This window comes from Synechococcus sp. H60.1 (assembly GCF_047462335.1).
Lineage (GTDB): Bacteria > Cyanobacteriota > Cyanobacteriia > Thermostichales > Thermostichaceae > Thermostichus.
This window is the reverse complement of the sequence record NZ_JANSJA010000087.1, coordinates 1-16,990: the sequence shown is the minus strand read 5'-3', so window position 1 is coordinate 16,990 and position 16,990 is coordinate 1. Positions and strand designations below refer to the sequence as shown.

The window sequence follows — 16,990 nt, the reverse complement described above, 5'->3', positions numbered from 1 at the left end:
GCTCTCTTAGAAATTGCCAAAAGTTGTCAATCAAAAGAAAAGTGTCAAAACTGATCCTTCATACCCCGCAGCCGGGCAAAGACCCGCACCGGATCTTGAACGCCGGTGGCCGCCTGCAGAGCCGGCTGATCCCAGCGCAAAAAAGGATTGGTGCGGCGCTCTTCGCCAATGGTGCTGGGCACCGTCGGGGATCCCGCCTGGCGCAGCGCCACCACCTGCTGATAGCGCGCCTGCAAGTCGGGGTTGTCCCCATCTACCGTCAAGGCAAACTTGAGGTTGTTCAAGGTGTATTCGTGGGCACACCACACCCGCGTCGGTTCAGGTAACTGGCGCAGTTGATCCAGGGATCCCAGCATTTGCTCTGGGGTGCCCTCAAAGAGCCGCCCGCATCCCCCAGCAAACAGAGTATCGCCACAGAAGAGATCCCCGCTTTCGGGGAAGTAGTAGGCAACATGTCCCCGCGTATGGCCGGGCACAAACAACACCTTCGCCTGCCGGCCCGCAAGTTCCACCGTCTCCCCCGCCTGCAGCTCCACCGTCTGGCCAGGGATCCGCCCTCGATCCACCTGGCTGCCGTAGACGACGGCGCGGGGGTAGCGGGCCAAAAGTTGCAGGTTGCCCCCCACATGGTCGTGGTGGTGGTGGGTGTTGAAGATGGCCACCAGCTCCGCCCCCAGCTCGGCCAATTTGTCCAGCACGGGCTCGGCCACTGCCGGATCCACCACTGCTGCCGTTGCCGTCTCGGGATCGTAGAGCAGATAGATGTAGTTGTCGCGCAGGGCAGGCAGTTGCAGAATGCGCATGGCCGGCTAGTCCTCAAAAATGGCCTGTTCTACATCCTGGCGGCTGAGGGAGTAGGGGAAAGACAGGGTTTTCGTGTTGCCATCCGGGTAGGTGTAGCGCACCCAGATGCTGGTCTCTTCTAGGCGCAGGCAGGCTTTCCAGCCCGGCCGCTCGCAAAACCATTGCTCCACATCCTTTGGGTCGCGGGTGCAGCCTTGCTCCTCCAGCCAGCGTTCGATGGCGTGGAGCGGGTGATTGTAGAGAGGTGTGGTGGCAGGGGGCAAAGGCATGGTGAGATTCAAACGCGCGCAGAGAAGCCGTCAAACTAGACAAAAGTTAACAGCCTATTCCATTCAAGCACTTGATCCGTGGGAAGCTCCGAGCGCTTTGTCTGAACCTCATCCCCAAGCAACCGGAGTTGGTTAGCCCACCCCGCCCTCCCGTAGCCAGGCCAAAGCAACCGCCAACACCAAACACGCCACGAAGGTGGATCCCATCAGCAGCAGGGCACAGAGCTCGCCCGCCGAGAGAGGCCGGGTTTCCATGCGCAGCTCGAGAGAATCCGTATGAAGGGATCCCCTCCCGTTGAGGGATCCCGTTTCGACCGTCACCGCCCGCAGGCTGGCATCGTAGATGGCCCGTTTCGCCGGGTTGCTGAGGACAAGGTAGGCTTCCTGGAGTTCTTGGAAGCAACGAATCGCCACCTCTGGCGCCAGAGGAGAAGTGTCGGGATGGTAGCGTTTGCTCAACTGCCGGTAGGCCCGCCGAATGGCCTCAGGAGATGCCCCTGGAGACAGGCCCAGCCGCTGGTAGTAGGTAAGAGAGGTCAACGAGCGCATGCCAGTCGCTAAACAACCAAGACCGGGAGGCAGCAGAACAGCTCTCAAGGGAGCCTGACCCCAATGTAAACCAGGATCCCTGCTGCCGGGCTTTATTCTTCTCCCTCCTCTTCTTCGGACTTGGCTTTGGGGTAGTAGAAGCCGGTGTTGCGACCGCTGAGAATGGCGCGCCCAATGGTCATCGCCCGCTGGGCCTGCAGCTTGGCTTTGCCCAGCCAGACAGCATACCGCCTGCGACTGCGGGCTTTGGAGGTTTTCTTCTTGGGAACAGGCATAGCTTGTACAAAAACACAGCTTTACTAGGCTAGCACTGGGCTTGCACGCTCGATCCCGTTCTGAACCTGGCCCAATTGGGTCAAGCTTTTCCGGCAACTTACAAAGGGCGAGCGTCTCTGCCCAACCTTAACTGTTGAGATCTGTCAACTCCTCTGTGCAAACCCTCTTCATCCCTTTTCCCAAAGGCCTCGAAGTCGGTAGAGTATAGGACATCTTCTGGAACAGGCGGCCAGGTGACATTGGTCATCCTCCCCCGGAAGCTCTTTTGGGTGCAAGCTAAGAATGGACTGTGGCCACCTCCTCGATCCAGGAGATCGCTCAATCATGCGCAACCTCTCTTCCATCTTGTTGTTCGGGATCCCGCTGCTGAGCTTGGGTTGGACGGGGATCCCAGTGGCTGCCCAATCCACCAATCCGGAGCTGTGCCAGAAGTTTCCCCAAGACCTTCGCTGCAATCTCTCTGCCCCCAGCCAGGTAGGACAAGCGCCTCAACCCAGCACTCGCCCGCGCGTTGCGGTTTTGGATTTTGATTTCAGCAGCCTCAGCAATTCCTACAGCCTGCGCGAGGCTTCCCGGGGGGTGAGCGATCTGCTGGTGGATCGGCTGGTGAGAGATGGCACTTTTTCTGTTATCGAGCGCTCGCGGCTGGATGCAATCTTGGCCGAGCAGAACTTGGGGCTATCGGGGCGGTTGGATGCCAACACCGCCGCTCAGGTGGGCCGGATCCTCGGGGTCGATGCGGTGATCCTCGGCAGTGTTACCCAGTTCGATGTGTCGGTGCGCCGTTCCGGCGGTGGGGCGCCGGTCTTAACCCCCTTCGGCAGCTTTCCGCTGGCGGTGGGGGCCGAGTCGGTGGATGCCGATGCCAACGTGCAGCTCAATGCCCGCCTGGTGAGCACCAGCACGGCCGAGATCTTGGCCGTGGTCGAGGGCCGGGGCAACGCCAGCCAGTCGGATAGTACGGTCACGGTTGCCGGCTTTGGCGGGGGATCCGCCACCAGCAACGAAGAAAAGCTGCTGGTTTTGGCCAGCCAGCAGGCGGTGGAGCAAATTGCCCAGCAGTTGGCCGGTTTTGCCAGTCGCTTGGCAGCCCAGCCCCGCTCTTTGCCGACGGTGGATGCCTTGGTGGCCGATGTCTACGGCAATCAGGTGATCTTGAACAAAGGCAGCCGCGACGGCTATCGCGTGGGATTGATCCTTTCTGTGGAGCGCGTCGTTCGCGAGGTTAAGGATCCGGCCACAGGAGCAGTCCTGCGCAAATTGACCGAGCCAGCTGGCCAAATTCAACTGACAGAGGTGGATCAGGGATCCAGTGTGGGCCGCATTCTCAGCGGCTCTGGCTTTAAGGTGGGAGATGTAGCCAAGCCGCTTCAATAGAAGTCCACCGGCTACTCCCCCGTAACTTGCTTCACCAGCAGGTTGGGGCTATTCGTTGCGCTTTGGGATCCCTACCATTCCGCTCTGGGCGGATTGGATAATGGTTCTAGCAGGGCCAACCCAAGAGCTGGTACAACTACAGCCAACCTAGGCAAAGGGAGAAGATGAAGGCTTTTGTTGCAGGGGCTACGGGAGAAACGGGGCGGCGCATCGTCAGAGAGTTGGTGGGACGTGGCATCCCGGTACGGGCGCTGGTGCGCAGCCGCGAGCTGGCCGCACAGGTTCTTCCCCCCGAAGCGGAAGTGGTGGTGGGAGATGTGCTGGACCCGGCCACCCTGGAAGCCGGCATGGAGGGATGTACGGTAGTGCTCTGTGCTACAGGGGCTAGGCCCAGTTGGGATCCCTTTCTGCCTTACCGAGTGGATTATGAAGGCACCAAGAACTTAGTGGATGTGGCCAAAGCCCAAGGGATCCAACACTTTGTTTTGATTTCTTCTCTATGCGTGTCCCAGTTGTTCCATCCCCTCAACCTGTTTTGGCTGATCTTGGTGTGGAAAAAACGAGCCGAAGAATACTTGCAAAACAGCGGCCTCACCTACACCATCATTCGGCCAGGGGGCCTGAAAAACCAGGACAACGAGGATGGCATTGTCCTCTCTCAGGCTGACACTCTCTTTGAGGGCAGCATCCCTCGCCTCAAGGTAGCTCAAGTGGCTGTTGAAAGCCTATTTCAACCGGCAGCAAAAAACCGCATCTTCGAGATCATCGCTAAGCCCGGCGTTCCCAGGCGGGAGTGGAGTGACCTCTTTGCCCTAGCAAGCTAGGGCCCCGTCGGAAGAAAAGTAGTATAGGGATCTCACGCCCGAGGCTGAGGGCGTTATAATCTCCCCAGCCCTAGCGGAGGTCCCTGAGATGGCTGTGCAACTCTTGCCTCAGTGTGAGAACTTACGGGAGCATGTTGAAACGATTCTAAACCTTTGGCAGCAGGATCCCACGCTCTCAGCAAAGCAAGATACAACCCGAGTTCAGGCTTCACTGAGCAAGGCTATTTCCCCAACTTTTGAGATTGTCTTTGCCGGTGCTTTTAGCGCTGGCAAGTCGATGCTGATCAACGCCTTGTTAGAAAGGGAGCTTCTCTATAGCGCTGAAGGACACGCCACAGGGACAGAGTGCTACATCTCCTATGCAGAGCCTGCCGCCGAGAGGGTAGTACTCACCTTCCTCAGCGAGCGGCAGGTGCAGGAACAGATGGCTGCCTTCTGCACTCGTTTAGGCTTGACCCTACCCAGCGGCAACAACCTAGAGGAAGTCACCCTCAATCGCCTAAAAGAGCAGGCTGAGGCCATTGTTCAGCAGGAGGGCGGCAAAAGTAAGTCGGAACGAGCAAAGCAGGCAGATGCGCTGCGCTTATTAATTGAAGGTTTCCAGCAAAACCGCGCCAGAATTCACCCAACCGAAAACAGAGTATTTTCGATGGAACAGCTTAACCTTGGCAACCTAAGAGAAGCGGCCAGTTTTGCGCGGCGCGGTGCCAATAGTGCAGTTCTGCGGAAGATTGAGTACTACTGCCATCATCCTCTATTAGAAGACGGAAACGTTATTGTCGATACCCCTGGAATTGATGCTCCGGTTAAAGCGGATGCCGAGCGCACCTATCAAAAAATTGCCGATCCAAACACTTCCGCAGTTGTCTGTGTCCTCAAGTGTGCTACAACAGGTGAGCTGACTAAAGAAGAAACAGAACTCATTGAGCACATCCAAAGTAGCGAAAGTATTCGCGATCGAGTTTTTTATGTGTTCAATCGCATTGATGAAACTTGGTACAACTCCCAGCTAAGGCAGAGATTAGAGACCATCATTGACCAGCAGTTTCGTCAAGCCCGCCTATTTAAAACTAGTGCCCTGCTTGGCTTCTACGGCTCGCAGATCAGGGAAACGACTCGAGAAACAAGGTTTGGTCTGGATACCATTTTTGCAGAAAGTATAAAAGAGCTAGGTGGCAGAGAGCAGACACCTCAATTTATTAGCGAATTTGTCAAGTACTGTAGCTCCTCAGGCAGGCTTGTGGGATCCCCCTTCCGCCCTTCGGTGCACGGCTATGAGACTCCTATCGATAACTACGTTCGAATTCTAAGCGAGTGGGGCAAGCCCTTGATTGAGTACATGATCAAAGATAGCGGCATAGAAGAATTTCTCAGTGGGATTACTCGCTATTTGAAGGAAGAAAAGCGCCCGCAGTTGTTTATAGCTCTTGCCGATGACCTGCAGCCTCTGTGTATTGAGCTCAGAAAGTCCTACCTAGATCTTTATAGAGACCTAGACAGCCAGCCTAGAGAAGTTGATAGCATGATTGCCCATGAGTTAATGCTTATTAATCAGCAGTTGAATAGGATTGGTCAAGAGTTCGATGAACATATTCAAACTATGGTTAACGAAATTATTGACGGAACGGATAAAGAGTTTGAGTATGACTTCCGAAGGCTGCAGGCCAAGATGGTGCGTAGGCTGGATGAGCTTCTGGACACATTCTCAATAGATAGTGCCTATAGCCAAGCTGTCCGCATCCACCACCGTAACTCCACAGCTCCCTTTTTGGCTGTGCTGGTTGAGGCCCTTTACTACCTATCAAATCACCTAGAGGATATACTGGTCGAGTCTGCCACCACAGTTGTGGAGAACTCCTTTCGGCGGATTATTGATCGGGTACGCAGTTCAGACTACTACAAGCAGTTGTTTCGCCTACTGGGATCCGACGGTGATCTAGAGAAAAAACTACTAGAGGTTAAGGAAAAAGTTTGCACTGCATTAGTCAGCGGCGCTCGAAAAGAGTGCGATCGGTATCTAAGAGAAAGTCCTCGCTTCTATGACGAGGGCACTTTCTCCATTTACCAGTTCCGGGAAGTTTTAAAGCAAACATCTCAGTCCTACGATATTTCCGCTATTCGAGATGCGGAGCCGGGGATCCGGCAATTGCTGAAGCTTGACTTTGAGCCCAAAGTCAGCCAGACAATACGCTCTAACTTCCGACAAGAAACCAACAATACCCTCAAGACTCAGCTCTTGCCCGTTGCTAAGGAAGTGGCTGATGAAATTCTACAAAAGTATCCCGAAGCAAAGCAATTTATGGAAGCGACACTTAGAAAGGAAGCAGAAGAAAGAATTACCTTAAACCAACAGCGTCTAAGGGATCTAGAAGCAAAGATCGATAGCTACAACCAAGCCGTTTCTGGGATTAACCTATGCTTACAGGCTATGGGCCTAGGTCGTGAACTTTTGCCCTCGATTTCTTTACTGAAACCTTCTTCGACCGGTGAATTAGCTGACAGCTCAGCAGGTTCTTCCGAGCAGCCAGCGAGCGAAAGTGGGCCGAGTGATGAGATCTCTGACTTAGGTAAGATTTTCCCCGAGCTGGACAGCATACTTGACGATCTGAGATAAAGTAGTTTGTTTCTCCCTACTATTTGAGGAGGTGAAGTTTTGTTGCCTAAGGCCCTGCCCTTGCAGCAATGCTTAGAAGGGGTCCTCTCTGTAGGGGAGAAAACTTTCAAGGTTGCTAGCCTGGTCAAAGCTGCCCAAGAGGATTTGGCCAAAAAGGAAGAGCTCAATCGCTTGTTTATTGCAGCCTTGAGATCCTCGGGGATCCTTCCACCGGAAAACCTGATTAGTATTGCCAGTAGCTTTCTTCCTCCTATTCCTATTCCTCCCGGATCTGAAGAAAAGTTAGAAAAGTTACTGCAAGAAACCAAGTGGTTTGATCAGGGCCTTACCTGTCAGCTCTTGGTACCGGGTAAGAAGGAGTGGGAGAAAGGTAGGGTCAGATTGCGGATCACTGTAGAGTTTGAGCCAGAGCGTACGGGCTCAGAAAGTAGCGATGGATCCCCTCTAGATGACCTTCGCACAGACAAGGAGTAGCTTAAGTTAGCGGGATGCATTAGGAGGCTGGGTCAGTGTCAAGCAACGATCAACCTCAGGATCGCTTTGTCGAGATAGATGCTTCTCCAAACACCGTCATTGATATAGGAGGAGGCCTGATCTACTCAAAAGAGTTTATTTGGGCTTGCTTGGAAAGTGCTTATAATAACTTTGGATCTCGTTTATATGACAAACTTAGAGCCAAAAACATTCCTGGCTCGGTCAATTTTTACCAAATAACTGATGCGAGAGGGATCCCTGTTAAACTTTTACGTCCTAGCTTGCCATGGGTTGATGGCAGAGTTAGGGTAAGGCTAATAGTTGAGTTTGAGCCAGAAGATCCAGGATCAGCAAGCGATGGATCTTCTCTGGATGACCTTCGAAAGGATGCCGATTAGCCAGGTCTGTTAGCACTAGGAAACAAGACATGCTTGACTCGATACTTCTCAAAGCAGATGATAAAGAAACTGCCGTTGCGATTGGCGATCAAATCTATATTCCTAGTGTTTTGCACAGTGCAATTATTGATTACCTTCTTGCAGATATTGCACGAACAAATAGCCACCTTCGCTCAAAAAAGATTCACGTAGAAATTAGAGCTTTAGTAGAGGGAGTAAAATCCCGAATCTTACAGCCTAGAAAGGATTGGGCTGAGGGAAAGGTATCCCTTAAAGTTTGTCTCGAGTTTATTCCCGATAGCCCATCTCGAGACTCCGAACTAGATAGTTTTCGCAATACAGGTGAGTAATGGATGAAAGAGAAAAAACCTGGTGAGAGGATCCCGATCCCAGCATCTGTGCGGGAGTATGTCTTCCAAAGGGATGGCTTCCGCTGCCGCAGTTGTGGCAAATCGCCCCCAGAGGTGCAGCTTCAGGTTGATCACATCGTCCCCCTTGCCCAGGGCGGCAGCAACGACATCAGCAACTTGCAAACCCTGTGCAAAGTCTGTAATCAGCGCAAAAAGGACAGGTGGGATCCCCGCTTTCGCCGCCATTTCGATCTCTAGGGAGCTGAGATCTACCTCAAACAACAGGCGGAAAGCTCAAAAAGGGCGGGCGGGTGAGGATCCCTGCTACAGAACCGACTTCCACCTCCCACCCTTCAGCCGGCTCGAACTTGGTGCGCACATAGCCCAAGCCCCAGTAGCCTTGGGAGGTGGAACCAGCGCTGGTCAACACACCAATCTTTTCTCCTTGCCGCACGATGTCGGCACCGAGCTGAGCCTCGCCCTGGAGGCGGATCCCCCATAAGGTTTGGCGGATGCGCCGGTAGGTTACCTGCTTGGCCAAGACTTCCTGGCCAATGTAACACCCTTTGGAGAGGGAAATGGCGTGCCACAGGCCGGCTTCCAGAGGGTTGTAGTCGGGGGTTAGCTCGCGGTCGGCGGCAGGGCGACCGGCCTCCAGGCGCAGGGCTTCCCAAAGTTCAGGTGAGGCCAGCTCCGCTCCAGCTTGCAGCAGGCAGTCGGCAAGGGCAGCTTTGTGCTCTAGGTTGCCCCAGAGGGTAAATCCCGGCTGGGCAAGGCCGCTGCCACAGGCCAAATGGACAGGGATCCCCTGAATCGCCACCTGGCGGTGTTCGTACAGTTTTGTCGGGATCTCTTCTGCAGCCACCACCTTCTCCAGAAGAGCCTGGCTCTGGGGGCCAATTAGCCCAAAGGCAAAGGTCTGGTCAGTCGCATCGGCTAGCTGGGCCCCCCGCACAAAGGGCAACATACGCCCCAGGCTCTGCATCAGCAGGCTGCGCCGCTGCGGCGAAGTCCAGATCCAGGAAGCCTCTTCTTCCACATACACCGTGGCCAGATCGAGGATCCCTGCTGCGGGGCTAACGAAAACCGTATCCGCCCCCTGGCCGGGAGCAAGGGCCTTAAGATTCTGGGTACTCTGGCTGTGCAAATAGTCCAAGCCGGGGGATCCCTGCAGGCGCAGGCGACCCCATTCAGAGCGATCCAAAAGCAGGGATCCCCTCTGCGCGGCGGCTTGCTCTTGCGTGGTCAAGGTGGTGTGAACAGCAGAAATAACAGACATCGCTCACCCCAGGGGTGCTCTTTGGTTTTCTTCCCTACCCTAGAATAGGCTAGTTTACCCTAGCGTCTGTGGCAGATCCTTGGTGTACTGACTGTGATCGAGGTTGAGGTTCACCAACAGTTGCGACAGCTTTTGCGGCAGTCTCCCGAAGCCGTGTGGCCCCATCAGTTGACGATGGCCCGCATGGTGGCCCGGGGATTGCGGTTGGGTCGCAGCACCTTGATCCAAGTGCCTGCTGGGGGCCAGCACCGCCTCAGCTATCTGCTGCCAGCCTTGATGTGGCCGCATGCCACGTTGCTCTGTGCCACGGTGCCCGTGCAGGCGCAAATCTTGGGAGAAGAGATCCCTTGGCTCCGGCAGACCCTGCAGTTGCACAAGCCCGTCCTGCAAAAAGACCGTTGGCCAGATCCCGATTTTCAGGGGCTGCTGTTGGTAGATCCCCTGGATTGGCTGCGGGCTCGCCTAAGGGGAGCCGAGGTACCGACCGGGATCCCTCTGATCCTAGACGGAGCCGAAGACCTGGAAGATTGGGCCTACCAGGCGCTGACGGTCACCCTGGAAGCCAGTCACTGGCAGCAGCTCCGGCAGATCTTCCCTGCCGAGGCGGAGCGGCTTTCCCAGGCCCAGGTGAATTTGGCCCTGCAGCTTTTGCGGCGACCGCTTTCCCGCTGCCTGCTCCAGGCGGATGAACAGGTTCACCTGGAGGCAGCGCTGTCTCTGGTGGTAGGCTACGCCGGCTGGCTGCCAGATCCTTGGGATCAAATCCGCTGCAGGCTTAGCGCCGAGGGGGATCCCACCTCCCGCTGGGTTTGGTGGGCAGAAACTGACCGCGAGACTGGTCGCCTCACCCTTCACCACAGCCCGGCAGCTCTACACGAGTGGCTGGCGCCCATCTGGGCCACTCAGCCGGTGGTGATCATCGGCGAGGCCCTGGATCTGGATCGGCAGGCGGAGGCCTATCGTTGGCGCCTGGGCTTGCCAGATCTGACACCCTTGCGCTTCAGCTCAGGCGAGGATTGGATCCGTTCCGGCGGGGAGCCTTTGCCGAGCCTTTCCCTCTACTTGCCGCGGCTGCCCTTGCCCAACAGCCCCCTCTTTCGGGAGCACCTGTTGCAGGAGCTAAGGAGCCTGATCCCGCAGGTGCAGGGCTTTGTGGTGGTGCTGGTGTCGGATCAACCTCTGCAGGTACAGGTGGGGGCTGCTTTGGCTGCCGAATTTGGCTCGCGGGTACGGGTAAACAGCCTATTTCCCGGAGAAAAGGGCATTTTGGTCTGCGACTGGCCCTACTGGTTGCAGCACAAGGCCAGCCTACCCTGTCCAGAGCTGCTGGCGATTGCCACCTTGCCGTTTCCCTCGATGGAGGATCCAAGAGTGGCCGGACGGGTGCAGTATCTGCAGCGCACCCAGCAGGACTGGTTCCGCCAATACCTCTTGCCAGTGGCGGCCAGCCAATTGCAGCGGGCTGTCGCCCCTCTGCGACAAGGCGCAGAAGCAGATGAAGCCTCCGGCTTGCCCACCCGCTGGGTGGCGATTTTGGATAGCCGCATCGTTGCCCGCAGCTATGGCGTTGCCCTCCTCAATGCCTTGGGGCCAACCCTGCGCATCCAGCAGCGCAGCCAATTGTTCGTTTAGGGATCCCTGGGCTTCTTGGCCTTGCTTTCAGCCCCTCTTCCTCAGGGAGAGGGGAGAGAGATAGGCAGATTTGTATCCTAGGAAGCCAAAGCCAACGGGGATCCGGGCTATTCTGAGTTCAGTCTGCTCTCAGCTTCCTCCTCAGAAATCATGACCAGTCCTGCTCTCAGCCCCGATACAGAACGGCGCGCCCAAGCGGTTTGGAAGCCGTTGCGCCAGGCCATTGTGGAAAGCTCGGGCTTCCGAGGATGGCTCCAAGGACGGGAACTGCCCAGCCAGGAGTCTGAGCTGGATCGTTTGGTACATTGCTACCTCGAGCAAACCCTCTCTCACCTGGCCTACTAGGATCCCCATAACCCCAGCCAAAGGGGCAGGGTAAACAAAGCTGCCAAGTAGCCTACGGCCAGGGCCGTCACAGTAAGCTCCCGATCCAAGTCGTATTCTTCCGTGAGCACCAGGGTGGCAATAGCAGGGGGCATGCCAGCCTGCAAAGTTAGCACCAGCTTGGCCAAGGGGGGATAGGGAGTCAAGGTTAACCCCAGGCCAACCAAGAGAGGGACAATCACAATTTTGATGAGGAGAGCCACAGCGGCAGGGCGAAAGGATCCCCAGCGTTTTACTTGGGCCAGTCGGATCCCGAGGAGCAGCAGGCTGAGGGGAATCGTGCTCCAGGCGAAGGCAACCAATCCTTGAGAGAGCCACCCCGGCAGGGGTTGGCGAGCTAGAGCTAGGCCGACAAAGAAGGCCCACAGGGTGGGGCTGCTCAGCAGTCGAGTCGCTGCCTGCCAGGGAGGAGGGTGGGAGGGGCTGTGGTGGCTGGCCACCCAAACCCCCAGCCCGTAGGCTGTAAAGAGCGTGCCCAACAGGTCGTAAAACAGGGCCCAGCCAAAGTAGGCGCTCCCGGCCACCGCCAAGCAGATGGGGTAACCCAAATAACCCGTATTTCCCAGGGTGGCTGTCAGATAGAAGCTGCCGCGCCGCCCCCTGCTCCAAAGCCAGGGATCCCCATCTTTGTTCCCCTGCCAGGCGTGGTGTTGCCATCTTAGCCAGGCGTTGGCCAGGGCAAATCCTAGCCCGGTTGCCAGCCAGCAGACCAACGGGGCCACCCAGATCTGGCCGGAGAGATCTACCCCCCGCATAAATCCAATTGTGCCCAGGGGCACCCCTACCCAAAACATGAAGCGGCCCAGCGCATGCGGAGACAGCCAGCGGCTCCAAGTAGGGGGCAGCCTCCTTTGCAGGAGAAACCCCAGCAGTGTCCAGCCCAAGAGGGGGAGATAAACCTGGAAAAGTGTGGTGAGCACGCCCAAGTGGCCCTAGGAGGGAGAGGAAGCGGATCCCAGCCTTGTCCTGGCAATCCATCAGGCAGGGATCTGCTGCTGTTCACGCAGGGCAAAGATGCGCAGAATCACCTCTTCTACCACCCGGTCTGGGGTAGAGGCACCGGAGGTGATGCCGATCTGCACCGGCCCATCGGGCAACCAACCCTCGGTAACAATTGGGTCTTGGTGGAGGGGCTTGTGGCGGATGCAGTTGGGGGGCTGGATGCAGTCGGGGCCATCGATGTGGAAAGAGGGCAGCCCCTTGGCCAGGGCAATTTCCTGCAGGTGAGTGGTATTGGAGGAATTGAACCCGCCGATTACCACCACCACGTCCAAGGGCCGCTCCAGCAGCTCAAACATGGCATCCTGCCGTTCTTGGGTGGCGTTGCAGATGGTGTTGAAGCTCATGAAGTGGTTATCCAGCTCCTGGGGGCCATATTTGCGCAGCATCGTGGTCTCAAACAGCTTGGCAATGGCGCGCGTTTCCCCCTCCAGCATCGTGGTTTGGTTGGCAATGCCAATCCGCTCCAGATCCCGATCCGGATCGAAGCCGGGAGACGTGGCCTTGCCGAAGCGCCGCCGAAATTCTGCCGCATCTCCGCCTTCCAAAATGTAGCGGGCGACCCATTGCGCTTCTTCCAGGTTCAGCACCACCAGATATTTCTCGGCAAAAGAGCTGGTGGCTACGGTTTCTTCGTGGTTGTACTTGCCGTGGATGACAGAGGTGAATTGGGCGGCGCGGTGTTTGTCCACCTGGTTCCACACGCGGGACACCCAGGGGCAGGTGGTATCGACGATCTCGTTGCCCTGCGACCGGAAAAACTCCATCTCCGATACGCTGGCCCCAAAGGCAGGCCAGATCACCACGTCCTCGGGCCGGATCTGGGAGAAGTCCTTCTTGCCATCCGGGCCTTTCTCCACAAAGCGGATCCCCATCTCCTGTAGGTGGCGGTTGACCAGAGGGTTGTGGATGATCTCGTTGGTGATCCAGATCTGCCGATCCGGAAAGCGGCGCCGCGCTTCGTAGGCATATTCCACCGCCCGCTCCACACCCCAGCAGAAGCCAAACGCCTTGGCCAGATGGATGGTGATATCCCCCTGCCGATAGCAGTAGGACTGGGCGCGGATCTGCTCCACCAGCGAGCTTTTGTAGGTGGTTTGCAGCTCCCGTTGCGCTTGATCCTTGTGCTCTTCAAACCCTTTGGCAAAGTAGGTGCTGGAGCTGCGCAGAGCCTTGCGCAGGGCACGCGGATCCTGGGGGGAGCTAGCCGGAGAAGAGGGTTGGGAATGAGGCATGGTTGTCACTTGGTCTGTGCACCGCTAACAGCAAAGGGATCCTCTCTCAGCTTACGCCCTGTCTTGAGTGCGTAGGTCACCCCGGCGGCAGGACAGCCCCCAAAAATCCGAAGGGATCCCAGACTCGATCCACAAGAGCCAGGGCAGCTACCGAGAGATTGCGCTCTCAGGAGGCGGCTGATCTTGCCTTTCCAGTTGCTGCAGCCGTTCCTGGAGCTGACGGGCAGTCAGGGAGAAGCTGCGCCCCGGCCAAAGCAAAGAGCCTAGCCCCGCCGTCAACAAACCCAGGCCGATGGCCGCGGCGATGAGAAACCCCAAGGGGAGCTCCACCGAGCGCCACATTAGAAAATAGACGGTCAGAGGGGTGGGGTTTTGTCCGGCCAGGACTGCCACTCCCAAAGCCAACAGCAGTGTCAAGGCCAAGTGGAACAGCAGCAGCATGAGGGATCCCGTCGCAACAGTTCTATTCTGCCTTGCTGGCCGACGGCGCAGGCCAGGGCTGCACTGTGCCATCGGGCAGGATGGCGCCGCTTAGGTCGGCACCAATCAGCACCGCTCCGCCTATTTTTGCCCCGCTCAGATCGGATCCCTGCAGTTGGGCACGGGTTAGCTTGGCTTCCCACAGGTAGGCCCCGTGCAAGTTGGCTTCCCGCAAATCGGCAAAGCTGAGATCGGCGCCAATGAGGTTGGCTTCCCAAAGGTTGGCACCGCGCAGGTTGGCCCCCATCAGGTTGGCGGAGCTGAGATCGGCTCCACGCAGATCCGCCTCCTGCAAGTTAACCCCGCTCAGCTTGCCAAAGGAGAGGTTGGCCCCTCTCAGATTCACCCCCTGCAGGGTGGCACGCACCAAGTCCACACCCACCAGGTTGGATTCTTGAAAGTTGCGCTCGCCGGCGGCATAGTTTGCCAGCAGCTCATCTGCAGTGGTCACTCGGGGCATAGCCGGGTACCCCCAATCGCCGAGTTTATCCAGCAACCCTTAATTGCCAAATGAGGTGCTGATGACTCAATGCTAGATGTTGGCCATTATACCGTCTATCTACAGCCGCTCGCGGTTCACGGCGGGCAAGAAGGGATCCCCGCCGCTGTCTCATCTGCCCTCTGGGGAGAGGGCGGGGTTGCTTCTGCTACCTTTTGGATGTGCAGCTCCAAGTAGCCGGTGGCCGGATCCGGCTGACGGGAGAAGCGGTACTCCAGGCTGTCGGCAAGGACAATCTCGGCGGTGGTGTAGATGAGGCAGCCAGGGCGCAGGTGCCCTCCCCAAGTTCGGCCTTGGGCATCGGCAACAGCCAGATGGAGATGGACGCCGTCCGGGCACAGGGATCCGCTCAAGGCCAGGATCTCCAGGCGCTCGGCCAACAAGTAATCCTCCGTTTGGTCGGCTAGACGCAGGGTGGCTTGGCTGAGGCTGCCAACAGCACTGAGGACAAAGGCTGCCTGCAGGGGTTGTTGGCGGGCAAAGCGCTCCAGCTCCTGCTTGAGGTCTTGGCCGGGCAGCAGGCGTAGGGGGTAGATCTTGAGGGATCCCGTGGGTAGAGGCTGTTGGCAGCCAGCAGCAGCAGCGCTCCCCGGTCGCCAGCCGGGCTTGACCACCGGGTAGGCACGGGCAATCACCAGGCAGTCGTCAGGCACAGGGTAGCGGGCAGGGATGGTGGAGCCGGCGGCAATGGTGACATCGGATCCCACCTTGAGGGGGGCCACCAGCACCGAGTTGGCGCCGGTCTTGCTGCGATCGCCGATTTCTGTGAAGTGCTTCTGCTGGCCGTCGTAGTTGGCGATGATCGTGCCGGCGCCGATGTTGACCTGGGATCCCAGCTTGGCGTCACCTAGGTAGGCCAGGTGGGCGGCGTTGGTGTGGGAGCCAATCTGAGTGTTTTTAACTTCCACAAAGTTGCCAATGCGGCAGCCGTCGCCAATGCAGCTATTGGGGCGGATATGGGCATAGGGCCCTATCCAGACATGGTTGCCGATCTGGCTGTGGCTGACCACCGAGTAGAGGATGTGGCAATCGGAGCCGATGGTGCTGGAGTCGATCCAACTGCCCGGCCCCAGGCGGGTGCGCGGCCCGATGCGGCACCTCCCGCGCAGGTGGGTTTGGGCTTCGATCACCACATCGGGGGCCAATTCCACCGTCTCTTCCAGGCTGACGCTGTCGGGATCCACAAAGGTGACCCCGGCTTCCATCCAAGCTTCCTTAAGGCGATCCTGCAAAATCTGGTGGGCTTGGGCCAGTTGGCGGCGGTCGTTGATGCCAACGATTTCCTGAGGATCCTCAGCGTCTAGGGCAATGGCTTTCTCCAGTAGTTTAACCGCGTCGGTGAGATAGTACTCCTGCTGGGCGTTGTTCCGCTCCAAACGGGGCAGCACCCGGGCCAGGGCCGGCCAATGGAAACAGTAGACGCCGCTGTTGATGCGGCGATTTTGCCGTTGGGCCGGGGTGCAGTCCCGCTCTTCCACCAGCTCCAGGATCCGCTGCTGGGCATCGCAAAACACCCGCCCATAGCCATAGGGATCCGCCACCTGGGCCGAGAGCAAGGTCACATCCGGCTGGACTTGGCGGTGGCGTTCCACCAGCGCCTGCAGGGTTTCCACCCGCAACAGAGGCACATCCCCGTTGACCACCAGCAGATCCCCTTGAAAGTTGCCAAGGACAGGCAGAAGCTGCTGCACCGCGTGTCCGGTGCCCAGTTGCTGGGCCTGCTCCACAAATTCAACCGGGTACCCCTGTAGGGTTTGGCGCACCTGCTCCTGTCCGTAACCCACAATCACCAGACAGCGCTGGGGCGCCAGGGCCAGCACCGTGCGCAGCAGCCGCTCGATCAAAGACAGGGATCCCAGCTTGTGCAGCACCTTGGGCAATTGCGACCGCATACGGGTGCCCTTGCCCGCTGCCAAGATTGCTACGGCCAGCTCCCGCTCTGCCATCTTTGCCCTCCGATCTGCCCCCATCAAGTATACGCGGCAGGCGCTGGTGTTCCCTCCCCCTCTGCCAAGCCCTGGGAAACTGCGCTAGCCTGGTGGCACGTGTAGGTGGGGCAGGGTATGGCCGAGAGTGAGGGCTCCGATACCCCTCTTCAAAAACGTCAGCGCTTGGTCCGCGAGGCAGCCGGCTGGCTGGCAGTGCTGGGGGTGCTGATCCCGGGACTGCAGCGCTTCTACATGGGCCACAAGCGCTGGGGCTGGGTGTACTTGCTGGTGGGGCTGATGGTGTTGGTTCCCTCTATTCCCCTGCAGATCCTCAGCTATGGGCTACGAGCGCTCTGCCTGCTGGAAGGGCTGTGGTTGCTTACCATGACCAATGAGGACTTCGATTTTCGCTTCAATCGGGATCTCATCGAGCTGGACTGGAGCAGCGCGAAAGGTCGGGAAGTCCGGGATCCCGAGCAGCAGTTGGAGCTCCAGTTGAAGCAGGGCTTGATTACCCGCGACGAATACGAGGAGCGCCGCCGCCACCTTCGCGAGATCTCTTGAGTGGGACTGCGATTGCTCCAAGATATTTCCGACCTACAGCCTGTTAATTTAAAAT

Annotated in this window: 20 protein-coding genes and 1 pseudogene; 10 read left to right on the top strand and 11 right to left on the bottom strand. The window is 57.7% G+C overall.

Annotated elements, in window-relative coordinates:
- Nucleotides 1-44: 44 nt before the first annotated feature.
- The 4 genes from gloB to NW852_RS04765 form a co-directional block, all read right to left on the bottom strand.
- The gene (gene gloB, locus NW852_RS04780; RefSeq protein WP_414370771.1) at nt 45-803 is read right to left on the bottom strand and encodes a hydroxyacylglutathione hydrolase; all 759 of its coding nucleotides are present in this window, start codon (nt 801-803) and stop codon (nt 45-47) included.
- Between the two features lie 6 nt (nt 804-809).
- Nucleotides 810-1,073, bottom strand: coding sequence for a DUF3143 domain-containing protein (locus tag NW852_RS04775; RefSeq protein WP_414335177.1), 264 nt, complete (start codon nt 1,071-1,073; stop codon nt 810-812).
- Between the two features lie 132 nt (nt 1,074-1,205).
- Complete coding sequence (locus tag NW852_RS04770) at nt 1,206-1,622, bottom strand: J domain-containing protein (protein WP_414364221.1); 417 nt, start codon at nt 1,620-1,622, stop codon at nt 1,206-1,208.
- 92 nt (nt 1,623-1,714) lie between these two features.
- Nucleotides 1,715-1,897: a 50S ribosomal protein L32 gene (locus NW852_RS04765; protein WP_011430004.1), complete on the bottom strand. Its 183-nt coding sequence runs from the start codon at nt 1,895-1,897 to the stop codon at nt 1,715-1,717.
- 325 nt (nt 1,898-2,222) lie between these two features.
- Between NW852_RS04765 and NW852_RS04760 the strand changes: the two genes are divergently transcribed.
- The 7 genes from NW852_RS04760 (at nt 2,223) to NW852_RS04730 (ending at nt 8,193) form a co-directional block, all read left to right on the top strand.
- A complete protein-coding gene (locus NW852_RS04760) occupies nt 2,223-3,275 on the top strand; it encodes a CsgG/HfaB family protein (protein ID WP_414364222.1) in 1,053 nt (350 codons plus the stop codon).
- 164 nt (nt 3,276-3,439) lie between these two features.
- Nucleotides 3,440-4,099: an SDR family oxidoreductase gene (locus NW852_RS04755; protein WP_414364223.1), complete on the top strand. Its 660-nt coding sequence runs from the start codon at nt 3,440-3,442 to the stop codon at nt 4,097-4,099.
- A gap of 88 nt (nt 4,100-4,187) precedes the next feature.
- Nucleotides 4,188-6,713 carry a dynamin family protein gene (locus tag NW852_RS04750; protein ID WP_414370774.1) on the top strand — a complete coding sequence of 842 codons (2,526 nt, stop codon included), beginning with the start codon at nt 4,188-4,190 and terminating at the stop codon, nt 6,711-6,713.
- 39 nt (nt 6,714-6,752) lie between these two features.
- Nucleotides 6,753-7,187, top strand: a complete 435-nt coding sequence (locus NW852_RS04745) for a KGK domain-containing protein (RefSeq protein ID WP_414426499.1) — start codon at nt 6,753-6,755, stop codon at nt 7,185-7,187.
- A gap of 35 nt (nt 7,188-7,222) precedes the next feature.
- Entirely contained in the window at nt 7,223-7,585 is a 363-nt protein-coding gene (locus NW852_RS04740) for a KGK domain-containing protein (protein ID WP_414364227.1), read from the top strand.
- Nucleotides 7,586-7,614: 29 nt separating this feature from the next.
- On the top strand, nt 7,615-7,935 hold the full coding sequence (locus NW852_RS04735; protein ID WP_414398577.1) for a KGK domain-containing protein: 321 nt from the start codon (nt 7,615-7,617) through the stop codon (nt 7,933-7,935).
- 48 nt (nt 7,936-7,983) lie between these two features.
- Nucleotides 7,984-8,193 carry an HNH endonuclease gene (locus NW852_RS04730; protein WP_414370780.1) on the top strand — a complete coding sequence of 70 codons (210 nt, stop codon included), beginning with the start codon at nt 7,984-7,986 and terminating at the stop codon, nt 8,191-8,193.
- A gap of 16 nt (nt 8,194-8,209) precedes the next feature.
- Here the strand turns inward: NW852_RS04730 and NW852_RS04725 are convergent, their stop codons facing one another.
- Nucleotides 8,210-9,214: a YgfZ/GcvT domain-containing protein gene (locus NW852_RS04725; protein WP_414370781.1), complete on the bottom strand. Its 1,005-nt coding sequence runs from the start codon at nt 9,212-9,214 to the stop codon at nt 8,210-8,212.
- A 93-nt stretch (nt 9,215-9,307) separates the two neighbouring features.
- On the opposite strand from NW852_RS04725, the gene NW852_RS04720 reads away from it, so the two are divergent.
- Nucleotides 9,308-10,846 (top strand): hypothetical protein, encoded by a 1,539-nt coding sequence (locus tag NW852_RS04720; protein ID WP_414364231.1) that lies wholly within the window; start codon nt 9,308-9,310, stop codon nt 10,844-10,846.
- 150 nt (nt 10,847-10,996) lie between these two features.
- Nucleotides 10,997-11,191: a hypothetical protein gene (locus NW852_RS04715; protein ID WP_414364232.1), complete on the top strand. Its 195-nt coding sequence runs from the start codon at nt 10,997-10,999 to the stop codon at nt 11,189-11,191.
- Here the strand turns inward: NW852_RS04715 and NW852_RS04710 are convergent.
- From NW852_RS04710 to glmU, 6 genes and pseudogenes are all read right to left on the bottom strand, one after another.
- The gene (locus NW852_RS04710) at nt 11,188-12,150 is read right to left on the bottom strand and encodes an AEC family transporter (protein WP_414370783.1); all 963 of its coding nucleotides are present in this window, start codon (nt 12,148-12,150) and stop codon (nt 11,188-11,190) included. The genes NW852_RS04715 and NW852_RS04710 overlap by 4 nt on opposite strands.
- 57 nt (nt 12,151-12,207) lie before the next feature.
- The gene (locus NW852_RS04705; protein WP_414364234.1) at nt 12,208-13,464 is read right to left on the bottom strand and encodes a 4-hydroxy-3-methylbut-2-enyl diphosphate reductase; all 1,257 of its coding nucleotides are present in this window, start codon (nt 13,462-13,464) and stop codon (nt 12,208-12,210) included.
- 147 nt (nt 13,465-13,611) lie between these two features.
- On the bottom strand, nt 13,612-13,905 hold the full coding sequence (locus NW852_RS04700) for a lipopolysaccharide assembly protein LapA domain-containing protein (RefSeq protein WP_414364235.1): 294 nt from the start codon (nt 13,903-13,905) through the stop codon (nt 13,612-13,614).
- Between the two features lie 22 nt (nt 13,906-13,927).
- Complete coding sequence (locus NW852_RS04695; RefSeq protein ID WP_414364236.1) at nt 13,928-14,404, bottom strand: pentapeptide repeat-containing protein; 477 nt, start codon at nt 14,402-14,404, stop codon at nt 13,928-13,930.
- Between the two features lie 116 nt (nt 14,405-14,520).
- The gene (locus tag NW852_RS04690; RefSeq protein ID WP_414364241.1) at nt 14,521-15,057 is read right to left on the bottom strand and encodes a PPC domain-containing DNA-binding protein; all 537 of its coding nucleotides are present in this window, start codon (nt 15,055-15,057) and stop codon (nt 14,521-14,523) included.
- A pseudogene (gene glmU, locus NW852_RS04685) lies at nt 15,040-16,389 on the bottom strand (bifunctional UDP-N-acetylglucosamine diphosphorylase/glucosamine-1-phosphate N-acetyltransferase GlmU); the annotation flags it as partial. The gene NW852_RS04690 and the pseudogene glmU, both read right to left, overlap by 18 nt.
- A gap of 117 nt (nt 16,390-16,506) precedes the next feature.
- Between glmU and NW852_RS04680 the strand changes: the two are divergent.
- On the top strand, nt 16,507-16,935 hold the full coding sequence (locus NW852_RS04680; protein ID WP_414378346.1) for an SHOCT domain-containing protein: 429 nt from the start codon (nt 16,507-16,509) through the stop codon (nt 16,933-16,935).
- Nucleotides 16,936-16,990: the final 55 nt, after the last annotated feature.

Coding starts and splice junctions, on each gene's coding strand:
- NW852_RS04680 (WP_414378346.1), top strand. CDS start 16,507: ATGGCCGAGAGTGAGGGCTCCGATACCCCTCTTCAAAAACGTCAGCGC.
- NW852_RS04770 (WP_414364221.1), bottom strand. CDS start 1,622: ATGCGCTCGTTGACCTCTCTTACCTACTACCAGCGGCTGGGCCTGTCT.
- NW852_RS04765 (WP_011430004.1), bottom strand. CDS start 1,897: ATGCCTGTTCCCAAGAAGAAAACCTCCAAAGCCCGCAGTCGCAGGCGG.
- NW852_RS04755 (WP_414364223.1), top strand. CDS start 3,440: ATGAAGGCTTTTGTTGCAGGGGCTACGGGAGAAACGGGGCGGCGCATC.
- gloB (WP_414370771.1), bottom strand. CDS start 803: ATGCGCATTCTGCAACTGCCTGCCCTGCGCGACAACTACATCTATCTG.
- NW852_RS04750 (WP_414370774.1), top strand. CDS start 4,188: ATGGCTGTGCAACTCTTGCCTCAGTGTGAGAACTTACGGGAGCATGTT.
- NW852_RS04700 (WP_414364235.1), bottom strand. CDS start 13,905: ATGCTGCTGCTGTTCCACTTGGCCTTGACACTGCTGTTGGCTTTGGGA.
- NW852_RS04705 (WP_414364234.1), bottom strand. CDS start 13,464: ATGCCTCATTCCCAACCCTCTTCTCCGGCTAGCTCCCCCCAGGATCCG.
- NW852_RS04695 (WP_414364236.1), bottom strand. CDS start 14,404: ATGCCCCGAGTGACCACTGCAGATGAGCTGCTGGCAAACTATGCCGCC.
- NW852_RS04725 (WP_414370781.1), bottom strand. CDS start 9,214: ATGTCTGTTATTTCTGCTGTTCACACCACCTTGACCACGCAAGAGCAA.
- NW852_RS04760 (WP_414364222.1), top strand. CDS start 2,223: ATGCGCAACCTCTCTTCCATCTTGTTGTTCGGGATCCCGCTGCTGAGC.
- NW852_RS04735 (WP_414398577.1), top strand. CDS start 7,615: ATGCTTGACTCGATACTTCTCAAAGCAGATGATAAAGAAACTGCCGTT.
- NW852_RS04715 (WP_414364232.1), top strand. CDS start 10,997: ATGACCAGTCCTGCTCTCAGCCCCGATACAGAACGGCGCGCCCAAGCG.
- NW852_RS04775 (WP_414335177.1), bottom strand. CDS start 1,073: ATGCCTTTGCCCCCTGCCACCACACCTCTCTACAATCACCCGCTCCAC.